We start from the raw sequence: 17554 nt of genomic DNA, 5'->3' as shown, positions 1-17554 counted from the left end.
ATTTAGGGTACAAGTCTAGCCGTTGCTCGCAAACCTGTACAGCTAATAAGACAGGACGACTGCTTCAGGCCTTTTTCACAAACTGTGCAGTCACCATCATGTCGCCTGCGCCGTCTACTTTGCAGTCTAGCTGGTGGTCTTTGCCCTCTTTTAGCCGTTTGATGACGGCTTTGGTGCCGATCTTGAGCACTTGGGAGCTGCCTTTGACCTTGAGGTCTTTGATCAGCGTGACCTTGTCGCCTTCGGCGAGCGGCGTGCCGTTGGCATCTTCCACGTTCACGGCCTCTTCGGCGGCGGCTTCTTCAGGGTTCCATTCGTGGGCGCATTCGGGGCAGATGAACAGGCTCTGGTCTTGGTAAACAAATTCCGACTGGCAGCGGGGGCATGGCGGACAAGGCATAAGCAGTGGCTTCTTTCTATAGTCAATGAGCGGGTGATGATACTCAGCCAGGGCGGCCTTGGCGACTGCTCTACGCGTTTCATTAACGGCCGTGCACTGCAATCGCCGTTGGACGTAACCGGGCCTCGGCTCCTAGACTGAAGCTTCGTTTCTCTTGAGATACCCGACCTATGCGCGTTTTTCTAATCCGGTCGGTGCCGGTTCACTCTGGTTCGATAATTTGGTCACGGCGGATGGTGTGCCGGTGGCTTACGACCCCCAGGCACGGGCGTTTATTCCCATGCCGCCCTTCTGTGCCAATCATGAAGTGATTGGCTGTAACTGGATTGCCCCCAAGCATGGCGAGTTCTGCCGCGCCTGCGCGATGACCGCCCTAGCCCCGGACCCTGCCATTTCCGATGCGATACCCAACTGGGCGCAAACCGAGGCAGCCAAGCGCTGGGTAATTGATAACCTAGGCCGCTGGCACTGGTTTCGCCCGGAAAACCCCGGCGCGCCGCCGGTATTTCATATGCTGGCGGAAGGCGATACCCCAGTGCCAATGGGGCACGTGGGTGGCGTGGTGACCATTAGCGTGGCGGAGGCCGATGCCGTGCTGCGCACCACCCGCAAAGAGGCGTTGGATGAGCCTTACCGCACCATGATTGGCCATATGCGCCATGAAATTGCTCATATGCTGTGGTGGCGCCTTAGCTTGCGGAAGGATTTTCTGGATGCCTTCCGCGAGATGTTTGGCGATGAGCGGGAAGATTACCCGGCGGCCTTGCAGCGCCACTACCAAAACGGCCCGCCTGCGGATTGGCACACGCGGTTTCTCTCCACCTATGCGTCTTCCCACCCCCACGAGGATTGGGCGGAAACCACCTCGCACCTGCTGCACTTAACCGATATCACCGATAGCTTTGTGTCGTCGGGCATGACCTCGCCCGTGCTACCGAATGACCATAATTGGGATGCCTACGCTGAACCGGATTCAGAGCGGCTGATTCATATTGCGGCATCCTTAGTGGCAGGCGTGAACCATGTAAACCGTTCGATGGGGCTGTCGGATCTCTACCCGTTTGTGCTTTCCGAAGTGGCGCTGCGCAAGCTGGAGTTTGTTCACAACTGGCTGCGGCGCGGTGCGCAAGGGCTTTAGCCACGTGCGCTTTGCTTGATGCGATTTAGTGAAGGTCCAGTGCCTCGATCACCGCTGCCACCCGTTGACGAGCTTCCCCTTGCAGGGTGTTCAGCGGCTGGGGCAGGCAAGGTGCGCTAGCGCGACCGGTGAGTTCGGCAATGGTCGCTGCCACCCGCAGGCTGCCGCCATAGTCGTGATACAGCGCCCATAGCGGTGCTAAGGCGTCTGAGCGGGCTTGAGCCTGTTCAGCGTCGCCCGCTCGGGCGGCGCGTGTTAGCGCCAGCGCTAATTCTGGGTAGAGCCCGCCCATCACCGAATACCACGCCTCGCAGCCTGCCAACAGGCCCGTCGCGGCGGCGGGGTCGCCGCTGATGCCGATGGTTACATCATCAGGAATCAGCGCCCGCAGCCGCGCCACGCGGGCTTTGGCGTCTTCTAGGTTATTGGGCACTGGCGGAATTTTAATTGAGCGCACCTGGGGCAACTCGGCAATGCGCCCGTGCAGCTCGTCGCTGAACGTAAAGTGGGTGGTGCCGGGGTTGTCGTACACACATAGCGGCACGCTGATGGCGTGGCTAATGGTGCTGAACAGGTTAAACACGTCGTCATCGGTCAGCTTTTGGTACGAAACAGGCGCTAATAGCAGGCCGCCAGCCCCAGCCTGCTGTGCGTGCTCGGCATTGGCCAGCACATCGCGGGTGCGCAGCGCGCCAATGCCCACCACCACCGGCACCCCCGCCGCACTCTCCACACTCAGCTTGGCCACCCGCGCCCGCTCTTCCACGCTTAAATAAGCGTAGCTACCGGTAGAACCCAGCACGCCGATGGAATCCACCTGCGCCTGCGCCAAGCGCGCCACTAGCTGGATAAATTCCTGCTCGTTGATGCCTTGCTCATTCATGGGGGTTAACGGAAACGCACTCAGGCCGGTAAACATGGGGGTGTCCTTTTAGGGGGGTTATTGCACGAGGCGGCTACTCAAGACTACTGCCCAAAGCTAAGGCCCAAGCGCAGCGCTTGCAGGCTATCGAGCTGTACCGTGACCTCATCAGAAAACAGCGGGTGGCCTTGTAGCTGCATGTTGACCGCTGCTTGAGAGCCACGGTAGCCAAGCGTGACGGCAACATGGGCGCTGTCACTCACTGGGGCCAGCCAATCGTACTCGACGTTATCCACACTCAACGATGACAGCCCACGGGCTTCTAACTGCTCCTCGACTCCCTTCTCAACCACCACGCCGTAGTAGACATAGAGTCCTGCGTAGCCCAGCCCTAGCAGTACCAGCAATGAAAAGAGTTTGCCCATTATTTGCCTCTGTTTGTGGTCATTTGCACGATAAGTGATGGATTATATCCGGCGCTTTAGCGACGCGTAGACTTTGCCTTTGTCACGCTTACCCACAGCAATAACGTAGATAAACAGTTCATCATCCACTACTTCATAGACCAGACGATAGCCTACGCTTCGAAGCTTTATTTTATAGCAGGCATCGAAACCACTGAGTTTATCGGCAGGCACACGAGGGGTTTCTAGCCTTTCAGCCAGCTTCTTTTTGAACTGTTGTTTGACGGGTGGGCTAAGCTTTTCCCACTCTTTCAAGGCCGCGGGCAAAAAGCGTAGCTTATAGGTCATCCAGTGATACCGTGACGGCCTTGTCTTTATCGGCGCGACGCTCTTCCACTAGCTTGGCCAGCTCGTAGTCTTCCAGCATCTCCATCATCGCCTCATAAGTTTCTACAGGGACAAGGTAAGCGGCGGGCTTGTTGTGATTCAACACAGCAATGGGGGCACCGCTTGCCTGGCTCAGCAGTGCCGAAGGGTTTTTCTTTAGCTCAGAAATACTGACCGAAAAGTTAGCTAATACTTGGTGCATGGAAACCTCCTGAAGCCATAAAAAAGCTCCTTTTCTAGCCCTAATATTAGCTCTTTTTTTGCAACTACTCCAAGCGTTCGCTGTTTACATTCACTGCTCAACGATGCGATGCCTAATGTCTACACCCTCTCACACTCTCCGCCAGTTCTTTCACCAGCCCATGCACCCGCGTCACGGCGTCATCACCGCTGCTGGCGTGTTCGATGCAGTCTACCAGCGCAGAACCTACTACCACGGCGTCGCTGAAGCGGCCAATGGTGGCGGCCTGTTCGGCGGTGCGGATACCAAAGCCTACGGCGATGGGCAGCGGCGTGTGTTCGCGCAGCTGATTAACGGCGCTTTCTAAACGCTCCGGTGTGGGGGCGCTGCCGCCCGTCACCCCCGCCACGGAAACGTAGTAGATAAACCCGGAAGCGTTGGCCAGCACTTTGGGCAGGCGCTTGGCATCGGTGGTGGGCGTGGCGAGGCGGATAAAATCGATGCCGTGCTGGGCGGCAGGCTGGCACAGCTCTTCGTCGTGTTCGGGCGGTAGATCTACCACGATCAGCCCGTCTACCCCGGCCTTGGCGGCATCGGTGAGAAAACGCTCGACGCCGTAGCAGTATATCGGGTTGTAGTAGCCCATCAGCACGATGGGGGTGGTGCTGTTTTGTTCACGGAACTGGCGCACCATCTCCAGCGTTTTGGCTTGGGTCTGGCCGTTTTCCAGCGCGCGCAGGGCGGCTTTTTGAATGGCGGGGCCATCGGCCATGGGGTCGCTGAACGGCATGCCGAGTTCAATGATATCCACGCCTGCTTCCGGCAACCCGTGCAGCAGGCGGCGAGAGGTCTTGGCATCCGGGTCGCCAGCGGTGAGGTAGCTGACCAGCGCCGGACGGTTTTGCTGTTTGAGCGCGGTAAAGCAGTGTTCAAGACGAGAGGTGTTAGTCATGTCGTTCTCCTGTATCGCGCTCATACGTTTTTTACTCCGAACTTATCCCCCAGATGATGGGCCACGCTCATCATGTCTTTATCGCCACGGCCACTGAGGTTGACCACCATCAGGTGCTCGCGGGGAAGTGTCGGCGCGCGCTTAGCCACTTCAGCCAGGGCGTGGGCAGTTTCTAGCGCGGGGATGATGCCCTCTTGGCGGCAGCAGATTTGGAATGCTTCCAGCGCTTCGTCATCGGTGGCGGAAACGTACTCGACCCGCCCTTGCTCGTGCAGCCAAGCGTGCTCGGGGCCGATGCCGGGGTAGTCCAGCCCTGCGGAAATCGAGTGAGCGTCGATAATCTGACCATCTTCGTTTTGCAGCAGGTAGGTGCGGTTGCCGTGCAGCACGCCGGGGGTGCCGCCGTTCAGGCTGGCAGCATGTAGGCCGCTGTTGACGCCTTTGCCGCCTGCTTCCACGCCAATCATCTTCACATCGGCGTCATTCAGGAAGGGGTGAAACAGCCCCATCGCATTGGAGCCGCCACCAATGCAAGCCACCAGGGAGTCCGGCAAACGGCCCTGTTTTTCGAGCATCTGAGCGCGGGTTTCATGACCAATCACCGCTTGAAAATCGCGCACCATCGCCGGGTAAGGGTGCGGGCCTGCCACGGTGCCAATGATATAGAAGGTGTCGTCGACATTCGTTACCCAATCGCGCAGCGCTTCGTTCATGGCATCTTTCAGCGTGCCGGTGCCTGAAGTGACGGGGATTACTTCCGCCCCTAACAGTTTCATGCGGAATACGTTGGGCTGCTGGCGTTCGATGTCGGTGGCGCCCATGTAAATCACGCAGGGCAAACCAAAACGCGCAGCCACGGTAGCGGTGGCAACGCCGTGCATGCCTGCGCCGGTTTCCGCGATGATGCGCTTTTTGCCCATTTGCTTGGCCAACAATACTTGACCAATGCAGTTGTTAATCTTGTGTGCGCCGGTGTGGTTTAGCTCTTCACGCTTGAGGTAAATGCTCGCGCCGCCGAAGTGCTCGGTGAGCCGCTCGGCAAAGTAGAGAGGGCTGGGGCGGCCGACGTAGTCGCCCTGAAAATAGGCGAGCTGGCGCTGAAATTCAGGGTCGTTTTTGGCGGTGGCGTACTCATCCTGCAGTTCAAGAATCAGCGGCATTAGGGTTTCAGCGACAAAGCGGCCACCGAAACTGCCAAACAGCCCGTTGGCATCGGGTAGGCTTAAAGGTTTATTCATCACGACCTCTGCGTTTTGGGGCGATTTAGGGTTGTGATGACGTTAGCGCAGGCAGGCGGGAAGAAAAATCGATAAGATGGCACCAACCTGTGAGTTTTACGCAACTATTGAAAGAGACATCCATGCAACACAGCCTGCCGCCCTTAAGCGCCCTGCGCGCCTTTGAAGCCACCGCCCGGCTAGGCAGCGTAACCGCCGCCGCCGATGAGCTAAGCGTGACCCACGGTGCGGTAAGCCGACAGCTAAAGAGCCTGGATGAGCATTTTGGCGTAGCACTGTTCACCAAAGCCGGGCGGGGGCTAGTACTCACTCACCACGGAGAGCAATTGCAAAACGGCGTGGGGGAAGCCTTCGCCAAGCTCAGGGATAGTTGCACCCGGCTCAAGCATGAGGTGGAAGAAGCACCGTTTACCCTGGCCTGCCCCGGCAGCCTGCTGGCCCGCTGGCTGATTCCCCGTTTAGACCGCTTAAACCAGGCGCTGCCGGAGCTAAAACTTCAGGTGGTGGTGAGCGATTCCGAGCAGCCCGGCCAGCCGGAGACCAGCGCAACACTGGCCTTTTTCGAGCCACCGTGGCCTGACGAGGGCGAGCTGATTGAGCTGATGTCTGAGGAAATTTGCGCCGTGGCCAGCCCACGTTTGGCGGATGCGTGCCATACCTCTCATCCCGCATCGCTGTTTACCAACAAACTGCTTTATACCGCCTCACGCCCCCAAGCGTGGCCCCAGTGGGCAGACGCCCAAGGGCTGGAAACCGCCGCATTGAAAACAGCCCTCCAACAGGGCCAAGGCTTTGCGCACCTGTACTACCTCATAGAAGCTGCCGTGGCGGGCCTAGGGGTCGCCATCGCCCCGAAGCTACTCGTAGAAGATGATCTGAAAAGCGGACGACTTGTCGCCCCTTGGGGCAGCATCGAAACCCCGGCCAGGCTCTGCCTGTGGCTGCCCAAACACGCCAACGCCCGCCGCAGCGAATCGCTGGCTGATTGGTTACGCAAGGAATTGGAAGGTTAAAGCCCTACTCGGTGTGGGTACACCACAAACGCCAACTTGTTGCCATCCGGGTCGCACGTAGGCGGCATAAAAGCCTTCTCCGTACTGCGGCCGAAAGCCCGGTGCGCCTTCGTCGCTTCCGCCGCTTTCCAGGGCGAGGTGATGCAGCGTGTCGACCTCTTTGATGTCGGTGAACTGAAAGGCGGTCATGGTGCCGTTGCCCACGGTGGCGTCGTGGCCATCGAAGGGGTAGCCCACGAAGTATTGGGGCACGTTGACATCGTCCGGGTCATCAAACGAGACGCAGCTGTCATCCTGCCAGCACGATGAGAGCGGTGGTGTTCTTTGTGGTTCATGGAGCAACCTCTTGAGGACCTGGGTTCAGCTTAGTTGATATTAAGTGAAGCCTTGCCCCCGGGCACTAGCTATAACGAAGCTAATGATCCGAACAAGCGTCCTATGAGGCTCACGGTGCAATTCAAAGTGGTTCAGTAGAGCGTGCGTTTGTCATGTTAGGCTGGTAAGGTCTTACATGGCTTTATCTATCAAGGTGTTATTATGTTGCGCTATTCATTGATAACGACGCTAACGCTATTAGCGGCTTCGTCTACCACTGCCGTAGCGGCGAACGATACACCGCTTACTCAGCAGCTTAACGACTTGAAAAATTTCCAAGTGATTGCCCATCGCGGAGCAAGCGGGCATGCGCCGGAAAGCACATTAGCGGCCTACGAGCTGGCCCATAAGTGGGGCGTGGATTATCTGGAGCTGGATGCTCAGCTAAGCGCTGATGGCGAGGTGGTGATCTTCCACGATGACACCCTTGAACGCACCAGCGATGGCAAAGGCCATATCCATGATTACACCCTGGCTGAGTTAAAAGCGCTGGATACCGGCTCGTGGTTTCACGAAGCGAATCCCGAGTATGCAGATGCGGATTTTTCCGGCACGCAGATCCTGACGCTTAACGAGCTGTTCGACCACTTTGGTCAAACGACGCGTTATTACATCGAAACAAAATCCCCTGACCTCAACCCTGGCTTGGAAGAGGCATTGGTGGAGCGTCTTGAAGCCTACGATATGATTAATGAAGGCCGAGTATTGGTGCAGTCGTTTGACCAGCAAAGCCTGCTCAAACTACAGGCGCTCAACCCTAACCTGCCGTTAATTCAGCTGCTGTGGTACTCACCTAGCGAGCAAAACAGCGAACAGTTGGTGGAGTGGCAAAACACTACTCCAGGGCCAAGTGAGATTAACGACGCTGACTTTCAGGCCATTGCCGAGTATGCAGCAGGGATTGGCACCAACGCGACCTATCAGGGCAACGAAGTGATTGATGCGGCCTTTATTCGCCAGGCCCAAGCTAATGGCCTGCCGGTACACGTCTACACCATCAATGAACCAGATGAGATGCAGCGTTTAATGGCGCTGGGGGCGAACGGCCTGTTTACCGACTACCCCGACCGCCTGCTTGAGTTAGTAGAGTAATCACCCGCATTGATACCTTTAGGAGGTCGCACCGGAGGAGGTGAACTCCTGCGGTGTCACGCTGGCGAATTTCTCTACAAAAAACACCAGGGTTTCAGGATGCCGAAAGCGCCTTTCAAAGGTTTCCTGCCCACTCTCTGAGCGGCGCGTTATCCGAGCGTGGTAGGCACTGCCTACCTTAGCCACATTAACGCTATTTTCATGGCCAAGCTCTCGGTGTACGGCGGTCACCGTCGCTTTAGTCTCGAGCATTGTTGCAAGCCTTTGCGCGGTAGAACGCTCTTCATCAGTCGCCCACAGCGGCTGGTCGCGGTTGCCATAATGGTAAAGCAGCACCGCCAGTAGCATGGCGAAGATACTGCTGGTGAGCATCCAAGTCAGTAAAACACCAGAAACAGGCATGGTCAGCATAATGACTAGCTGTACCACGCTACACACCACAAACACCCCTGCCAACGGCCGCCACATACGCTGACTCATGACACTGCGCTTTAAAACCATACCCCCACAGCCCGACCACGCCCAAGGCACCAACAAAAGAGGTATGCCATGGCAAGAGGCGTTCCGCCGCCGGAAAACACGGCCACGATACCTATCACAGGTAGCAGGCTATAAAGCCCGGCCAGTAGAACGTAGGCACGCTGAAGGGACATAGGATGACTCCTTATTTCATGGTAAAGCCGCGTTTCACCAAGAAATCACGCATATGGGGGCGCAGCTTGCTATCAAACAGAGGGGTTAGATTGTGCGACCAATCACTATTTTTATTGCCGCTACTACGAGATTGATAGTACGCCTGCATGGTGTCGTCAAAGGCGGCTACATGGTCACTATCATCAGTGTAGTAGTCCTCTTTAAGAATCGCTTCAACGGGCAGTCGCGGCTTCACCTCCGGCTGGTGGGCGGGGTACCCAAGACACATACCAAACACTGGGTAAACATGAGCAGGCAGACGTAGTAGTTCGCTCACCGCATCTGGGTTGTTACGAATGCCGCCGATATAGCAAATACCCAGCCCTTCCGATTCGGCAGCTATGGCCACATTTTGTGCCATGAGCGCGGTATCCACCGTGGCGACAAGCAGCTGTTCCGTCATACCGCGCTCAACGTTGGCGCCCGTGCGGGCGGAAGCTTCTGTTGGGCGCTTCATATCGGCACAGAACACCAAGAATGCCGCGCTGCTAGCAACATAGCCTTGTCCACCAGCCAGCTCGGCGATGGCTTCACGGTTATCCGGATTTTTCACATGAATCACCGTGTACGCCTGCACATGGCTAGACGTGGCAGCGGCCTGCCCTGCTTGAATCAGCTCCAGCAGCAGGCCACGGGGGATCTCTTGATCAGTGAATTTACGAATCGAACGGTGGGAATTCAGTAGCTTAATCACGTCATTCATAACATTTTCCTCTTCAGTGCTTTGTCGTACCAAGAAATATGACCATCGAACTCCAGATACAGCGCTTCACTGGTGCCGACGATGATGTGGGTAAACTCACCAATCGCCATGACATAGGTGACGATAATAATGATCCATACCTTCGCCGTGCTCTTCCCCACCTTCAAAATTATCATCCGCTTGATGATGCTGGCTCATGGTTACTCTCTCCCTGATAAGTCATCAGCGTAACCGTATTGTCTACACTTGGGTAGACGGTCAATTTGGTTAACACTGAGTTGTTAACGTACGGTGGTTAAAGAATTTTTACGTGATGTTGCACGCGTGAAAGTGAACGCTCGCTATACTGCTAATAACCCACTGAGTCCAATAACGATGCTAGGAAGCCGATATGTCAAACGCCTCTCACTCCCCGTCAGGTCAGGCATGGAATGCCGACCGGTACGCGGAACATGCCAGCTTTGTTCCTGATCTTGGCCATGACGTGGTCAAGCTGCTCTCGCCCCAGCCAGGGCAGCGCATTCTGGATCTTGGCTGCGGCGAAGGTGCATTAACTGAGCGCATTATGCAGCTAGGTGCCGATGTACTGGGTATCGATGCCTCTGCTGATATGGTGGCCGCCGCCCAAAAACGTGGCGTAACGGCACGAATCATTGACGGTCACCAGTTGCCCTTTGACCATGAGTTCGATGCGGTATTTAGCAATGCAGCACTGCACTGGATGCTGGACCCTCAAGCAGTGCTGGCCGGAGTAAAACGGGCACTGAAACCCGGCGGGCGTTTCGTAGCGGAATTTGGCGGCCATGGCAACGTGGCCGCCATTTGCACTGCGCTCATTGCCTCGCTGCAGTTTCGCGGCATTAGCTCTAAAGGCCGCCACCCTTGGTATTTTCCAACCACCAAGGAGTATGGCAACCTGCTTCAAACGGTTGGCTTCCGTGTGGATAGCATTGAACTCATCCCCCGCCCAACGCCGCTGCCTAATGGCATGGCGAGCTGGCTAGAGACGTTTGCCAGCCCCTTCTTCCACGGGCTGGAAGATGATCTGAAAGACGCTATTTTCGATAACACGCTGAATCTGTTGGCCCACAGCCTAAGCGACGGCCAAGGTAACTGGACAGCGGATTATGTGCGCATCCGGGTGGTTGCCCACACTTAATCTGGCCCTTCTTGACCTCTCTCTTTGCTGTTGCAAGATAGTCACAATGTGAACCAAGCGGCGCTGGCAGTTGGCTACCGCAGCGTGCCGCAGTTCAGCCGGGACTATAAGCGCTACTTTGGCGAGTCGCCGCTGCAGCATCGCCGCCAGGAGCAGGCGCTGCGCGCCTGATGGCTCCTGGCGAGCCAAGCTTATTTGGCGAAGATTTGACTCTTATCTTGGAAAGCTTTGAACTCTAGCGCATTACCGCAAGGGTCTAGCAGGAACATGGTCGCCTGCTCGCCTACTTCGCCTTTAAAGCGGATGTAAGGCTCAATGATAAAGTCGGTATCGCGCTCTTTTAGGCGCGCGGCCAGGGCTTCCCACTCATCCCACTCAAGAATTACCCCGAAGTGCGGTACCGGCACGTTGTGACCATCCACCGGGTTGGTGTGGGCGCTCTCTTGGCCGGGCGTTTTGGGGTGCTCATGAATCACCAACTGATGGCCGAAGAAGTTGAAGTCTACCCAATGGTCGCTGGAGCGGCCCTCTTCCAGACCAAACACGTCATTGTAAAAAGTACGCGCCAAGGCAACGTCGTACACAGGAATCGCTAAGTGGAAAGGGGAAAGGCTCATGGAAATCTCCTGGTGTGTTGCTGTTGTTGAGGAATGTCGCTGGGAATGTCGTTAGAAATGTATTTGTGAATGGCTAGCGCGTTGCGCTACCACCGTGTCACTATCCTAAAAGGCGTTATGCAAAAATAAAATCAATTGTTTTTTGATGCATTGACAATTTTTATTGATGAATTTAAAGATCCATCGACCATGATTCGCGAACTTAAAACGCTCATCGCCGTGGCTCAGCACGGCACCTTTGCCGCCGCAGGCCAGCGCATTGGCCTAACGCAAGCCGCCGTCAGCGCGCAGATGAAGCGTTTGGAAGCGGAGCTTGGCGTGGCACTATTCGAGCGCAGCGGCCGTGCGGCAGTACTTACCCAGCGCGGGCAAGAGACGCTGCAGCAGGCGCAGGCACTGCTAGCGTTGTACGGCACCTTGGGGGCGTCATCCGCCGGGCAGGAGGTCGCTACTCGCGTCACCTTAGGGGCGATTGCTTCCATTCAGCGCTCGCTTTTGCCAAACGTATTGGCGCGCTTTCACCGCCAGTTTTCCGAGTGCCGCACCCGGGTAGTGCCGGGGCTTTCGCTTGCGCTAATGAATCAGGTAGATGCGGGGGAGCTGGATATGGCGGTGATCATTCGTCCGCCTTTTTCGCTGCACAGCGACCTACGCTGGCAGCCCCTTGCCCATGAGCCGTTTCGGTTACTGGTGCCCCGCCAAATGGCCGGTAACGATTGGCGTGAGTTACTCTCCAGCCAGCCGTTTGTGCGCTATGACCGCGCGTCGTTTGGCGGCCGCCAGGTTGATCGCTTTTTAAGAGACAACCACTGCCAAGTGCGGGACGTGTGTGAGGTAGACGAACTAGAAGCGATCGTGCAGCTGGTGACCAACGGCGTGGGGGTGGCGCTGGTGCCGCAGCCAAGCGCCATCCGGCGCTGGCCTGCCGGAGTGCGCGCCATCGATTTGAAAGAGCACACCTTCCATCGCGATATCGGCATCGTTCACCGCGCCAGCGGCCAGCTAAGTGAACCGGCTCTGGCACTGGCCGCCCTGCTGACGCAAGTAGCTACCGCTACACACTAAAACGCCAGCCCGGTGGCTGGCGTTGGAAAGCACATCACACGCATGGCTTACGCCTCGGTGGTGCTCTCTTCTTCCGTGGTGCTGGACGCTTCTTTAGGCTGTTCATTGGCCTCTGCTTCGTCTTGAACATCGCTCTGCTCAACGCTATCGGCAGGCAGATTCATAGGCTCATCCAACTGTAGCGTTTCTGCCGTGTAGGCACGCACGTCGTTCAGCAGCTCAGCCTGTTCGGAGGTGGGGTAGAACCGTTCTTTGTAGGCACGCTTTGTCATGCTGTATAAACATCAGGGTAGTGAGGCGAAATCAATCCGGCACCGCTACGCGGTGCGCGCTTGTATCCCCGCCCAACTGGGCGATGCTTTACGCGCTGCTTGGTAAAAAAATTCGACGAAAGTCTAACAAAGACCACGATGACGGGAACATAAAAGAAATCTTAAATGAGAATGAAAGGAATTAACGCATGAAACCAGAAGATTTGGAGACCTTGGTGACGCGAAAGATGCCCTTTGGCAAATATGAAGGCTGGATTATTGCTGATTTGCCGGGCCCCTACCTGAACTGGTTTGCCCGGGAAGGTTTTCCCAACGGGGAGATTGGTCAACTGCTGCAACTGATGCATGAAATTGACCATAACGGTTTAAGCGACCTGTTAACACCGCTGCGCCAGCGCTAACGAAAGCGAATCACGCGCCCACTAGCGGGCACGCAGCGCCTGCTCGCGCTCTTCAGCATAGCGGGCGCTATGCTGCGCTGGGGCACTTGGAAACCGGCCTAGTGCAACGGCTTTTTCAAAAAAGCCGCTGGCCGGTAAATCCTCTCCTCGACGGCTGATAACCAGCGCGGCGATCATTGGCCGCCCGGCGGCTACATCCTCTTCCATTAACTGTTCAAGCGCTTGGGCCACCCGTGCAATGGTACGCGGTGGCGTCAGCCCTAGGGTGTTGGCTACCTGCTGATAGGTCATGGGCAGCGCGCTGGCCGGGGCCTGGGTTAACAGTGCGCGTATGGGAGCCGCTAAGGGCGAAGTGGCATGGGAATGGCTCATCAGGGTTACTCTTACGTTCGGGTATCAGGCCAGAAAATAGCCACGCTACCATATCGCTGGCTATGCGGTGGCCAATGTCTGTTATTTCAAACGGTGCTCACAAAAACGCAAGGGGGAAACATGGCCGATAAACTCCACCAGCAACGCCATAAAAGCCGCTGGCCCAAGGTGCTGACGTGGTTCAGTGTGCTGGCGCTAGTGGCAGCGCGCCCAGCAGGCCCCGGTGATTCATGACATCACCACCGACACCCAAACCCTCCAGCATTTATTGCGCTGCGCGAGCGGTTGGAGTAACCGCAACATACCGACACTAGTGAACGTGTTTTTTATGCAGCGCGCGCTCACTCAAAGTGATATCACGCAACGTGCTTTCACGGGAAAGAATTTTCTGCGCATCCAGCTCGCCGATGGGCACTGTCACGCTTGGCGGTATATCGCCGCTGAGCTGTAGGGCTTGGTAGCGCAATGCGCATACGCGCAAAAACGACGTGAAATTTCCCAAGTCGTGCCCGGCATCAATCGACTCATGGTAAAGCCGGGTGATCATTTGTGCGGTGTTCATACCATCGCGCTGGGCGATTTCTTCTAGCAGCCGCCAGAAGTAGTTCTCCATTCGCACGCTGGTCACCATCCCGTCGATGCGCAGCGAGTGCGTAGCGCTTCGCCACAGCTCTGGGTCAGCATCAATAAACAGTTTGCACATAACGCCCCCTTGCACTTACTTGCGCCCATTGTATGAGCTCAGCATAGCGGTTGATGTAATGCGCGCCCAACAAGCGGGCGCGCTCCTTCGCTTTACTTGTTCAATAGCGCCATAAACTGCGCCAGCCAAGCTGGATGGGCGGGCCATGCAGGGGCAGTCACAAGATTGCCATCGGTAACGGCATCGGTGACTTCCAAGTTGGCGAACTGCCCGCCAGCGAGCTCGACTTCCGGCTGGCATGCGGGATAAGCCGAGCACTGTTTACCCTCCAGCACCTTGGCAGCGGCCAGCAGCTGGGCGCCATGGCAGATGGCAGCGACCGGTTTTTGGGTATCAAAGAAGTGCCTCACCATGGCGAGCACTTCTTGATTGAGCCGCAGATACTCAGGTGCCCTGCCACCGGGCACGACCAGGGCGTCGTAATCGGCCGGATTGATGCTGGCGAAATCTGCATTTAGCGCAAACCGGTGCCCGGGTTTCTCGCTGTAGGTCTGGTCGCCTTCGAAATCGTGGATCGCAGTGGCAACCGTATCCCCCGAGGCTTTACCGGGGCATACCGCATCGACTTGGTGCCCCACCGCCATCAGCGCCTGAAAGGGCACCATGGTTTCGTAATCTTCTGTGAAATCACCGGTAATCATTAAAATACGTTTGCTGCTCATCTCCGTTCTCCTTGTGATTGTGTCGAGGTGGAGCACACGCAATGGGCGTGTTTATTGAGACTAGCAAGCGCTGTGCTCAGTCGGGTAGTACGCCCTTACTACACCTAGCAATGATTTCACTCAGCACAAAAAAAAAGCCCGTTGAGAACCAGCGGGCTTATGATCACTTAGCGCTAAAACAACTAGCGCTACAGCAGCGCGTCGATAGGCCGCTGGCCATCAAGCAGCGTGACTTCTTGATTGATGAGGCCAGGGGTTTGCACCACACGTAGCAATGCATAGGCCACGTTGGCCCGAGAGATTTGGTTATCCCCCGCTTCTTCGACGGTACTGGCAAACTTATGGGTCGGCGCATCATCAGTGAGGCGGCCTGGTTTTAGAATTACATAGGAGACATCGCTATGACGAAAGGTTCAAGCTTTCGATCAGGTCAGGCGGGCGGTATCCTGCTTCGCAGGCAGCGCAGCCTGATGCTGTCCAGGGCTGTGACTCACGTGGAAGCGGCTGACCAGCGTGTGCATATCGCCTGCGCGATCGTCCAAGGTCTGACTAGCTGTAGAGGCTTCTTGTACCAAGCGGGCATTTTGGTGCGTGACCTGATCCAACTGCGAGATCGCTTGGTTAATCTGGTCGATACCCGCCGACTGCTCTTTGGTCGCTCCGGCAATTTCCGTTACGTAGCGAGTCACTTCGGATAGGCTGTCGATGATCTCCTGCAAGTGGTGGCTGGAGGCATTTACCAGTTGTTCGCCTTCACTCACTTTTTTCACGCTGTCATCTACTAGGTGGCGAATTTGCGCCGCCTCTTCCGCACTGCGCCCTGCTAGTTTACGTACCTCCTGGGCAACCACCGCGAAACCACGCCCCTGCTCTCCTGCCCGGGCGGCTTCTACCGAAGCGTTCAATGCCAGAAGGTTCGTTTGGAAGGCGATATCATCAATGGCTTTGATAATAGAGGTAATCTTTTCGCTCGCCTGCCGGATATCGCTCATGGCAGCAGTGGTGCGCTTGGCAACATCGCCCGCTGAACGCGCTCGCTCATCCACACTACCGCTGACACCTTTAGCTTGGTCGGCGTAGTCAGCGGTCTGTTTTACCGTGGCGGTTATCTGCTCCAGGCTAGAGGCCGTTTCAGCCAGCGATGCCGCCTGCTGATCGGTCCGCTGGGAAAGGTTTTCATTACCGGCGGCAATCTGACGGCTGCTCGCGGCAATGGCTTCGGCGCTTTCACGAATTCTCGCCACCATGCCTTCAAAGGTATCCATCATTCGGTTAAATGCCTGGGCCGCTTGCCCGACCTCATCATTACGCTCTAGGGCTAAGCGCATGGATAAGTCGGCATTTTCACCGGCAGCGCCGCTGATGTTCTCCATCTGACGGCGCATGGCCACTAGTGGGCCCAGCACACGCACGAGGGTGCGCCAGCCGAAGATGGCCAATACTACGATGACGCCTAACGTTACCAAAATCAGCAGCGTACGACCTGCGTTAGCCAGGGTTTGGGCTTCATCGCTGGCACTTGCTGCCTTCTCTACCGTGTAAGCTTCAATATCACTGAGCGCATTACGCATTTGCATGGTGGCCTGGGCAACATTCACCAGAGCTGCTTGCAATTGGGCACCTAACGTCAGCTGCTGCTGGCGTAGGGCGTAAACTGAGTCAGCATCTTCCACCATCAGGCCGTTCAGCTCGACGATGACCGCATCAAGCCGCTTAATCATTTCGCGCTGTACAAACGTGGTGTCCGGCGCAGTTGCGATGGCAGCAAGTGATTGGCGCGCTAGCGAGACTTGCTGAGAAATTTGGTTACTGCGCAGGTTAACCAGCGCATCAACGCTATCAACCTGCATCATTTGACGCCCTAGGTCTGCAAGAGTGGCAACCGCCATACGCGCGTTGCTACTTAGCCGCCCGACATCCACCTGCGCGCTAAAGATGTCATCTAATAACCGCGTCGGCAGTGTAGTTGTTCCCTCCTGCCGCCAAGCTTCTACTAGCAGTCTGTCGGACTTGAGGTTAATGGATGAGCTGAGGCGTGGGTTCTTCACCCCCCCTGTGTTGGTGTTGGTGCTGTTGTGTGGCTCTTAACCTGCCCCTCAGCTTCTGCAAGGCGGTTCTGACGCCTTGCCTGCTGGCCGGTTGGGCGCGGCGAGCCCTCAGCCCGCCGTCAACCGGTGCATCCGCTTGATATTCCACGCCATGGTGGCCAATCGCCACTCGCCGCTGACCTTATCCAGTCCGCGTAGCGAGAACTGCCGGAACCCCATCACGTGTTTGATGATCCCGAAGACCGGCTCCACGGTATGTTTGCGCAATGCGTAGAGCGCTCGGCCCGCCTGCGTCTTCAAGCGGTGTGCCATCTGTTCGACGGGGTCCTCGCTCTCCGGGGCAGGCGGATCCGCGGCGAAACGTTCAAAGACCGGAAGGTGATGGACGTCTCGCTTCATCGCCAACAGCGGTTCGATACCATGGTCATGGCAGGCCTGGATATTGCTGGCACTGAAGTAGCCGGTATCACCCAGCAGGTGGTCAGGTTTTCCCAGCGTTTCCGGGTAACCTTGCCAGGCCGTCAGTAGCGGCATGACTTGCTGCTTGTCATTGGTCGCCTGCGTGACGTGGACATGGGTCACCAGCAGACTCTCGGTATCAACCGCGGCTTGGGCGTTGTAGCACTGATCAAACCCCTTGCCGGTGACCGGCATGATGCGCGACTGCGGGTCGGTGAAATTGATCTGATCCTTGTCACGCGGGCCACCAGTGGGCGGTTCGGGGTCACGCCCACGGGGCTTCTTGCCGGCCTTGCGCTGCGCCTCCCGCCGCGCCACCTTTTCCTGATAGGCGGCTTGCTCGGTGGCGTCCCGCTCT

At 56.8% G+C, this 17554-nt stretch carries 25 protein-coding genes and 2 pseudogenes; 7 read left to right on the top strand and 20 right to left on the bottom strand.

Going from position 1 to position 17554, the window contains the following annotated elements; genetic code table 11:
- Positions 1-64 precede the first annotated feature (64 nt).
- Entirely contained in the window at positions 65-400 is a 336-nt protein-coding gene (locus A3220_RS01590) for a zinc ribbon domain-containing protein YjdM (protein WP_062372795.1), read from the bottom strand.
- Positions 401-554: 154 nt separating this feature from the next.
- Here A3220_RS01590 and A3220_RS01585 point away from each other — a divergent pair, with 154 nt between their 5' ends.
- Positions 555-1538 carry a putative zinc-binding metallopeptidase gene (locus A3220_RS01585; protein WP_062372649.1) on the top strand — a complete coding sequence of 328 codons (984 nt, stop codon included), beginning with the start codon at positions 555-557 and terminating at the stop codon, positions 1536-1538.
- Positions 1539-1563: 25 nt separating this feature from the next.
- On the opposite strand, the gene A3220_RS01580 is transcribed toward A3220_RS01585, so the two are convergent.
- The 6 genes from A3220_RS01580 to trpB all read right to left on the bottom strand — a co-directional run bounded on the left by A3220_RS01580 (position 1564) and on the right by trpB (position 5562).
- Complete coding sequence (locus tag A3220_RS01580) at positions 1564-2457, bottom strand: dihydrodipicolinate synthase family protein (protein ID WP_062372646.1); 894 nt, start codon at positions 2455-2457, stop codon at positions 1564-1566.
- 47 nt (positions 2458-2504) lie between these two features.
- Positions 2505-2825 carry a hypothetical protein gene (locus A3220_RS01575; protein WP_062372643.1) on the bottom strand — a complete coding sequence of 107 codons (321 nt, stop codon included), beginning with the start codon at positions 2823-2825 and terminating at the stop codon, positions 2505-2507.
- Between the two features lie 42 nt (positions 2826-2867).
- Complete coding sequence (locus A3220_RS01570; protein ID WP_062372641.1) at positions 2868-3152, bottom strand: type II toxin-antitoxin system RelE/ParE family toxin; 285 nt, start codon at positions 3150-3152, stop codon at positions 2868-2870.
- Positions 3142-3393 (bottom strand): type II toxin-antitoxin system Phd/YefM family antitoxin, encoded by a 252-nt coding sequence (locus A3220_RS01565; protein ID WP_062372637.1) that lies wholly within the window; start codon positions 3391-3393, stop codon positions 3142-3144. The genes A3220_RS01570 and A3220_RS01565 overlap by 11 nt, the downstream gene beginning before the upstream one ends.
- 112 nt (positions 3394-3505) lie before the next feature.
- Positions 3506-4324: a tryptophan synthase subunit alpha gene (gene trpA, locus A3220_RS01560; protein WP_062372634.1), complete on the bottom strand. Its 819-nt coding sequence runs from the start codon at positions 4322-4324 to the stop codon at positions 3506-3508.
- 20 nt (positions 4325-4344) lie between these two features.
- Positions 4345-5562 (bottom strand): tryptophan synthase subunit beta, encoded by a 1218-nt coding sequence (trpB, locus tag A3220_RS01555; protein ID WP_062372631.1) that lies wholly within the window; start codon positions 5560-5562, stop codon positions 4345-4347.
- A gap of 122 nt (positions 5563-5684) precedes the next feature.
- On the opposite strand from trpB, the gene A3220_RS01550 reads away from it, so the two are divergent.
- A complete protein-coding gene (locus tag A3220_RS01550) occupies positions 5685-6575 on the top strand; it encodes a LysR family transcriptional regulator (RefSeq protein WP_062372629.1) in 891 nt (296 codons plus the stop codon).
- Here A3220_RS01550 and A3220_RS16690 read toward each other — a convergent pair.
- The gene (locus A3220_RS16690; RefSeq protein WP_252860400.1) at positions 6552-6917 is read right to left on the bottom strand and encodes a hypothetical protein; all 366 of its coding nucleotides are present in this window, start codon (positions 6915-6917) and stop codon (positions 6552-6554) included. The two genes, A3220_RS01550 and A3220_RS16690, sit on opposite strands and share 24 nt — an antisense overlap.
- A 195-nt stretch (positions 6918-7112) precedes the next feature.
- Here A3220_RS16690 and A3220_RS01545 point away from each other — a divergent pair, with 195 nt between their 5' ends.
- Positions 7113-8042, top strand: a complete 930-nt coding sequence (locus tag A3220_RS01545) for a glycerophosphodiester phosphodiesterase family protein (RefSeq protein WP_062372626.1) — start codon at positions 7113-7115, stop codon at positions 8040-8042.
- Between the two features lie 18 nt (positions 8043-8060).
- On the opposite strand, the gene A3220_RS01540 is transcribed toward A3220_RS01545, so the two are convergent.
- From A3220_RS01540 to A3220_RS01530, 4 genes are read right to left on the bottom strand one after another with little or no spacing between them, the layout of a single operon-like run.
- Positions 8061-8522 (bottom strand): hypothetical protein, encoded by a 462-nt coding sequence (locus A3220_RS01540; protein WP_252860399.1) that lies wholly within the window; start codon positions 8520-8522, stop codon positions 8061-8063.
- Between the two features lie 11 nt (positions 8523-8533).
- The gene (locus A3220_RS17715) at positions 8534-8695 is read right to left on the bottom strand and encodes a hypothetical protein (RefSeq protein WP_252860398.1); all 162 of its coding nucleotides are present in this window, start codon (positions 8693-8695) and stop codon (positions 8534-8536) included.
- An 11-nt stretch (positions 8696-8706) separates the two neighbouring features.
- Complete coding sequence (gene nfsA / locus A3220_RS01535) at positions 8707-9438, bottom strand: oxygen-insensitive NADPH nitroreductase (protein ID WP_062372624.1); 732 nt, start codon at positions 9436-9438, stop codon at positions 8707-8709.
- Positions 9435-9614: a hypothetical protein gene (locus A3220_RS01530; protein WP_062372621.1), complete on the bottom strand. Its 180-nt coding sequence runs from the start codon at positions 9612-9614 to the stop codon at positions 9435-9437. The genes nfsA and A3220_RS01530 overlap by 4 nt, the downstream gene beginning before the upstream one ends.
- A 215-nt stretch (positions 9615-9829) precedes the next feature.
- Between A3220_RS01530 and A3220_RS01525 the strand changes: the two genes are divergently transcribed.
- Positions 9830-10597, top strand: a complete 768-nt coding sequence (locus A3220_RS01525; protein WP_062372618.1) for a class I SAM-dependent methyltransferase — start codon at positions 9830-9832, stop codon at positions 10595-10597.
- A 24-nt stretch (positions 10598-10621) separates the two neighbouring features.
- Positions 10622-10768: pseudogene (locus A3220_RS16685) on the top strand (helix-turn-helix domain-containing protein); the annotation flags it as partial.
- A 20-nt stretch (positions 10769-10788) separates the two neighbouring features.
- On the opposite strand, the gene A3220_RS01520 reads toward A3220_RS16685, so the two are convergent.
- Complete coding sequence (locus A3220_RS01520) at positions 10789-11214, bottom strand: VOC family protein (protein ID WP_062360191.1); 426 nt, start codon at positions 11212-11214, stop codon at positions 10789-10791.
- Between the two features lie 189 nt (positions 11215-11403).
- Here A3220_RS01520 and A3220_RS01515 point away from each other — a divergent pair, with 189 nt between their 5' ends.
- Positions 11404-12279 carry a LysR family transcriptional regulator gene (locus A3220_RS01515; protein WP_062372793.1) on the top strand — a complete coding sequence of 292 codons (876 nt, stop codon included), beginning with the start codon at positions 11404-11406 and terminating at the stop codon, positions 12277-12279.
- A gap of 47 nt (positions 12280-12326) precedes the next feature.
- On the opposite strand, the gene A3220_RS01510 is transcribed toward A3220_RS01515, so the two are convergent.
- Complete coding sequence (locus A3220_RS01510; RefSeq protein ID WP_062372615.1) at positions 12327-12551, bottom strand: helix-turn-helix domain-containing protein; 225 nt, start codon at positions 12549-12551, stop codon at positions 12327-12329.
- A 188-nt stretch (positions 12552-12739) separates the two neighbouring features.
- On the opposite strand from A3220_RS01510, the gene A3220_RS01505 reads away from it, so the two are divergent.
- Positions 12740-12952, top strand: a complete 213-nt coding sequence (locus tag A3220_RS01505) for a DUF3820 family protein (protein WP_054641478.1) — start codon at positions 12740-12742, stop codon at positions 12950-12952.
- 21 nt (positions 12953-12973) lie between these two features.
- Here the strand turns inward: A3220_RS01505 and A3220_RS01500 are convergent, their stop codons facing one another.
- The 6 genes and pseudogenes from A3220_RS01500 to A3220_RS01475 form a co-directional block, all read right to left on the bottom strand.
- The gene (locus tag A3220_RS01500; RefSeq protein ID WP_062372612.1) at positions 12974-13324 is read right to left on the bottom strand and encodes a hypothetical protein; all 351 of its coding nucleotides are present in this window, start codon (positions 13322-13324) and stop codon (positions 12974-12976) included.
- A 310-nt stretch (positions 13325-13634) separates the two neighbouring features.
- A complete protein-coding gene (locus tag A3220_RS01495) occupies positions 13635-14027 on the bottom strand; it encodes a ribbon-helix-helix domain-containing protein (protein WP_062372610.1) in 393 nt (130 codons plus the stop codon).
- A 92-nt stretch (positions 14028-14119) separates the two neighbouring features.
- On the bottom strand, positions 14120-14689 hold the full coding sequence (locus A3220_RS01490; RefSeq protein WP_062372606.1) for a DJ-1/PfpI family protein: 570 nt from the start codon (positions 14687-14689) through the stop codon (positions 14120-14122).
- Positions 14690-14877: 188 nt separating this feature from the next.
- Positions 14878-15084 (bottom strand): annotated as a pseudogene (locus A3220_RS16680) (NAD(P)H-binding protein); the annotation flags it as partial.
- Between the two features lie 30 nt (positions 15085-15114).
- A complete protein-coding gene (locus A3220_RS01480) occupies positions 15115-16578 on the bottom strand; it encodes a methyl-accepting chemotaxis protein (RefSeq protein WP_252860397.1) in 1464 nt (487 codons plus the stop codon).
- Between the two features lie 267 nt (positions 16579-16845).
- Positions 16846-17554 (bottom strand): transposase (locus A3220_RS01475; RefSeq protein ID WP_164834371.1); only part of this gene is annotated, 709 nt, incomplete at its 5' end.

The organism is Halomonas sp. KX33721 (assembly GCF_001596805.1).
GTDB lineage: Bacteria > Pseudomonadota > Gammaproteobacteria > Pseudomonadales > Halomonadaceae > Vreelandella > Vreelandella aquamarina.
This window is presented reverse-complemented; position numbering and strand designations above follow the sequence as displayed.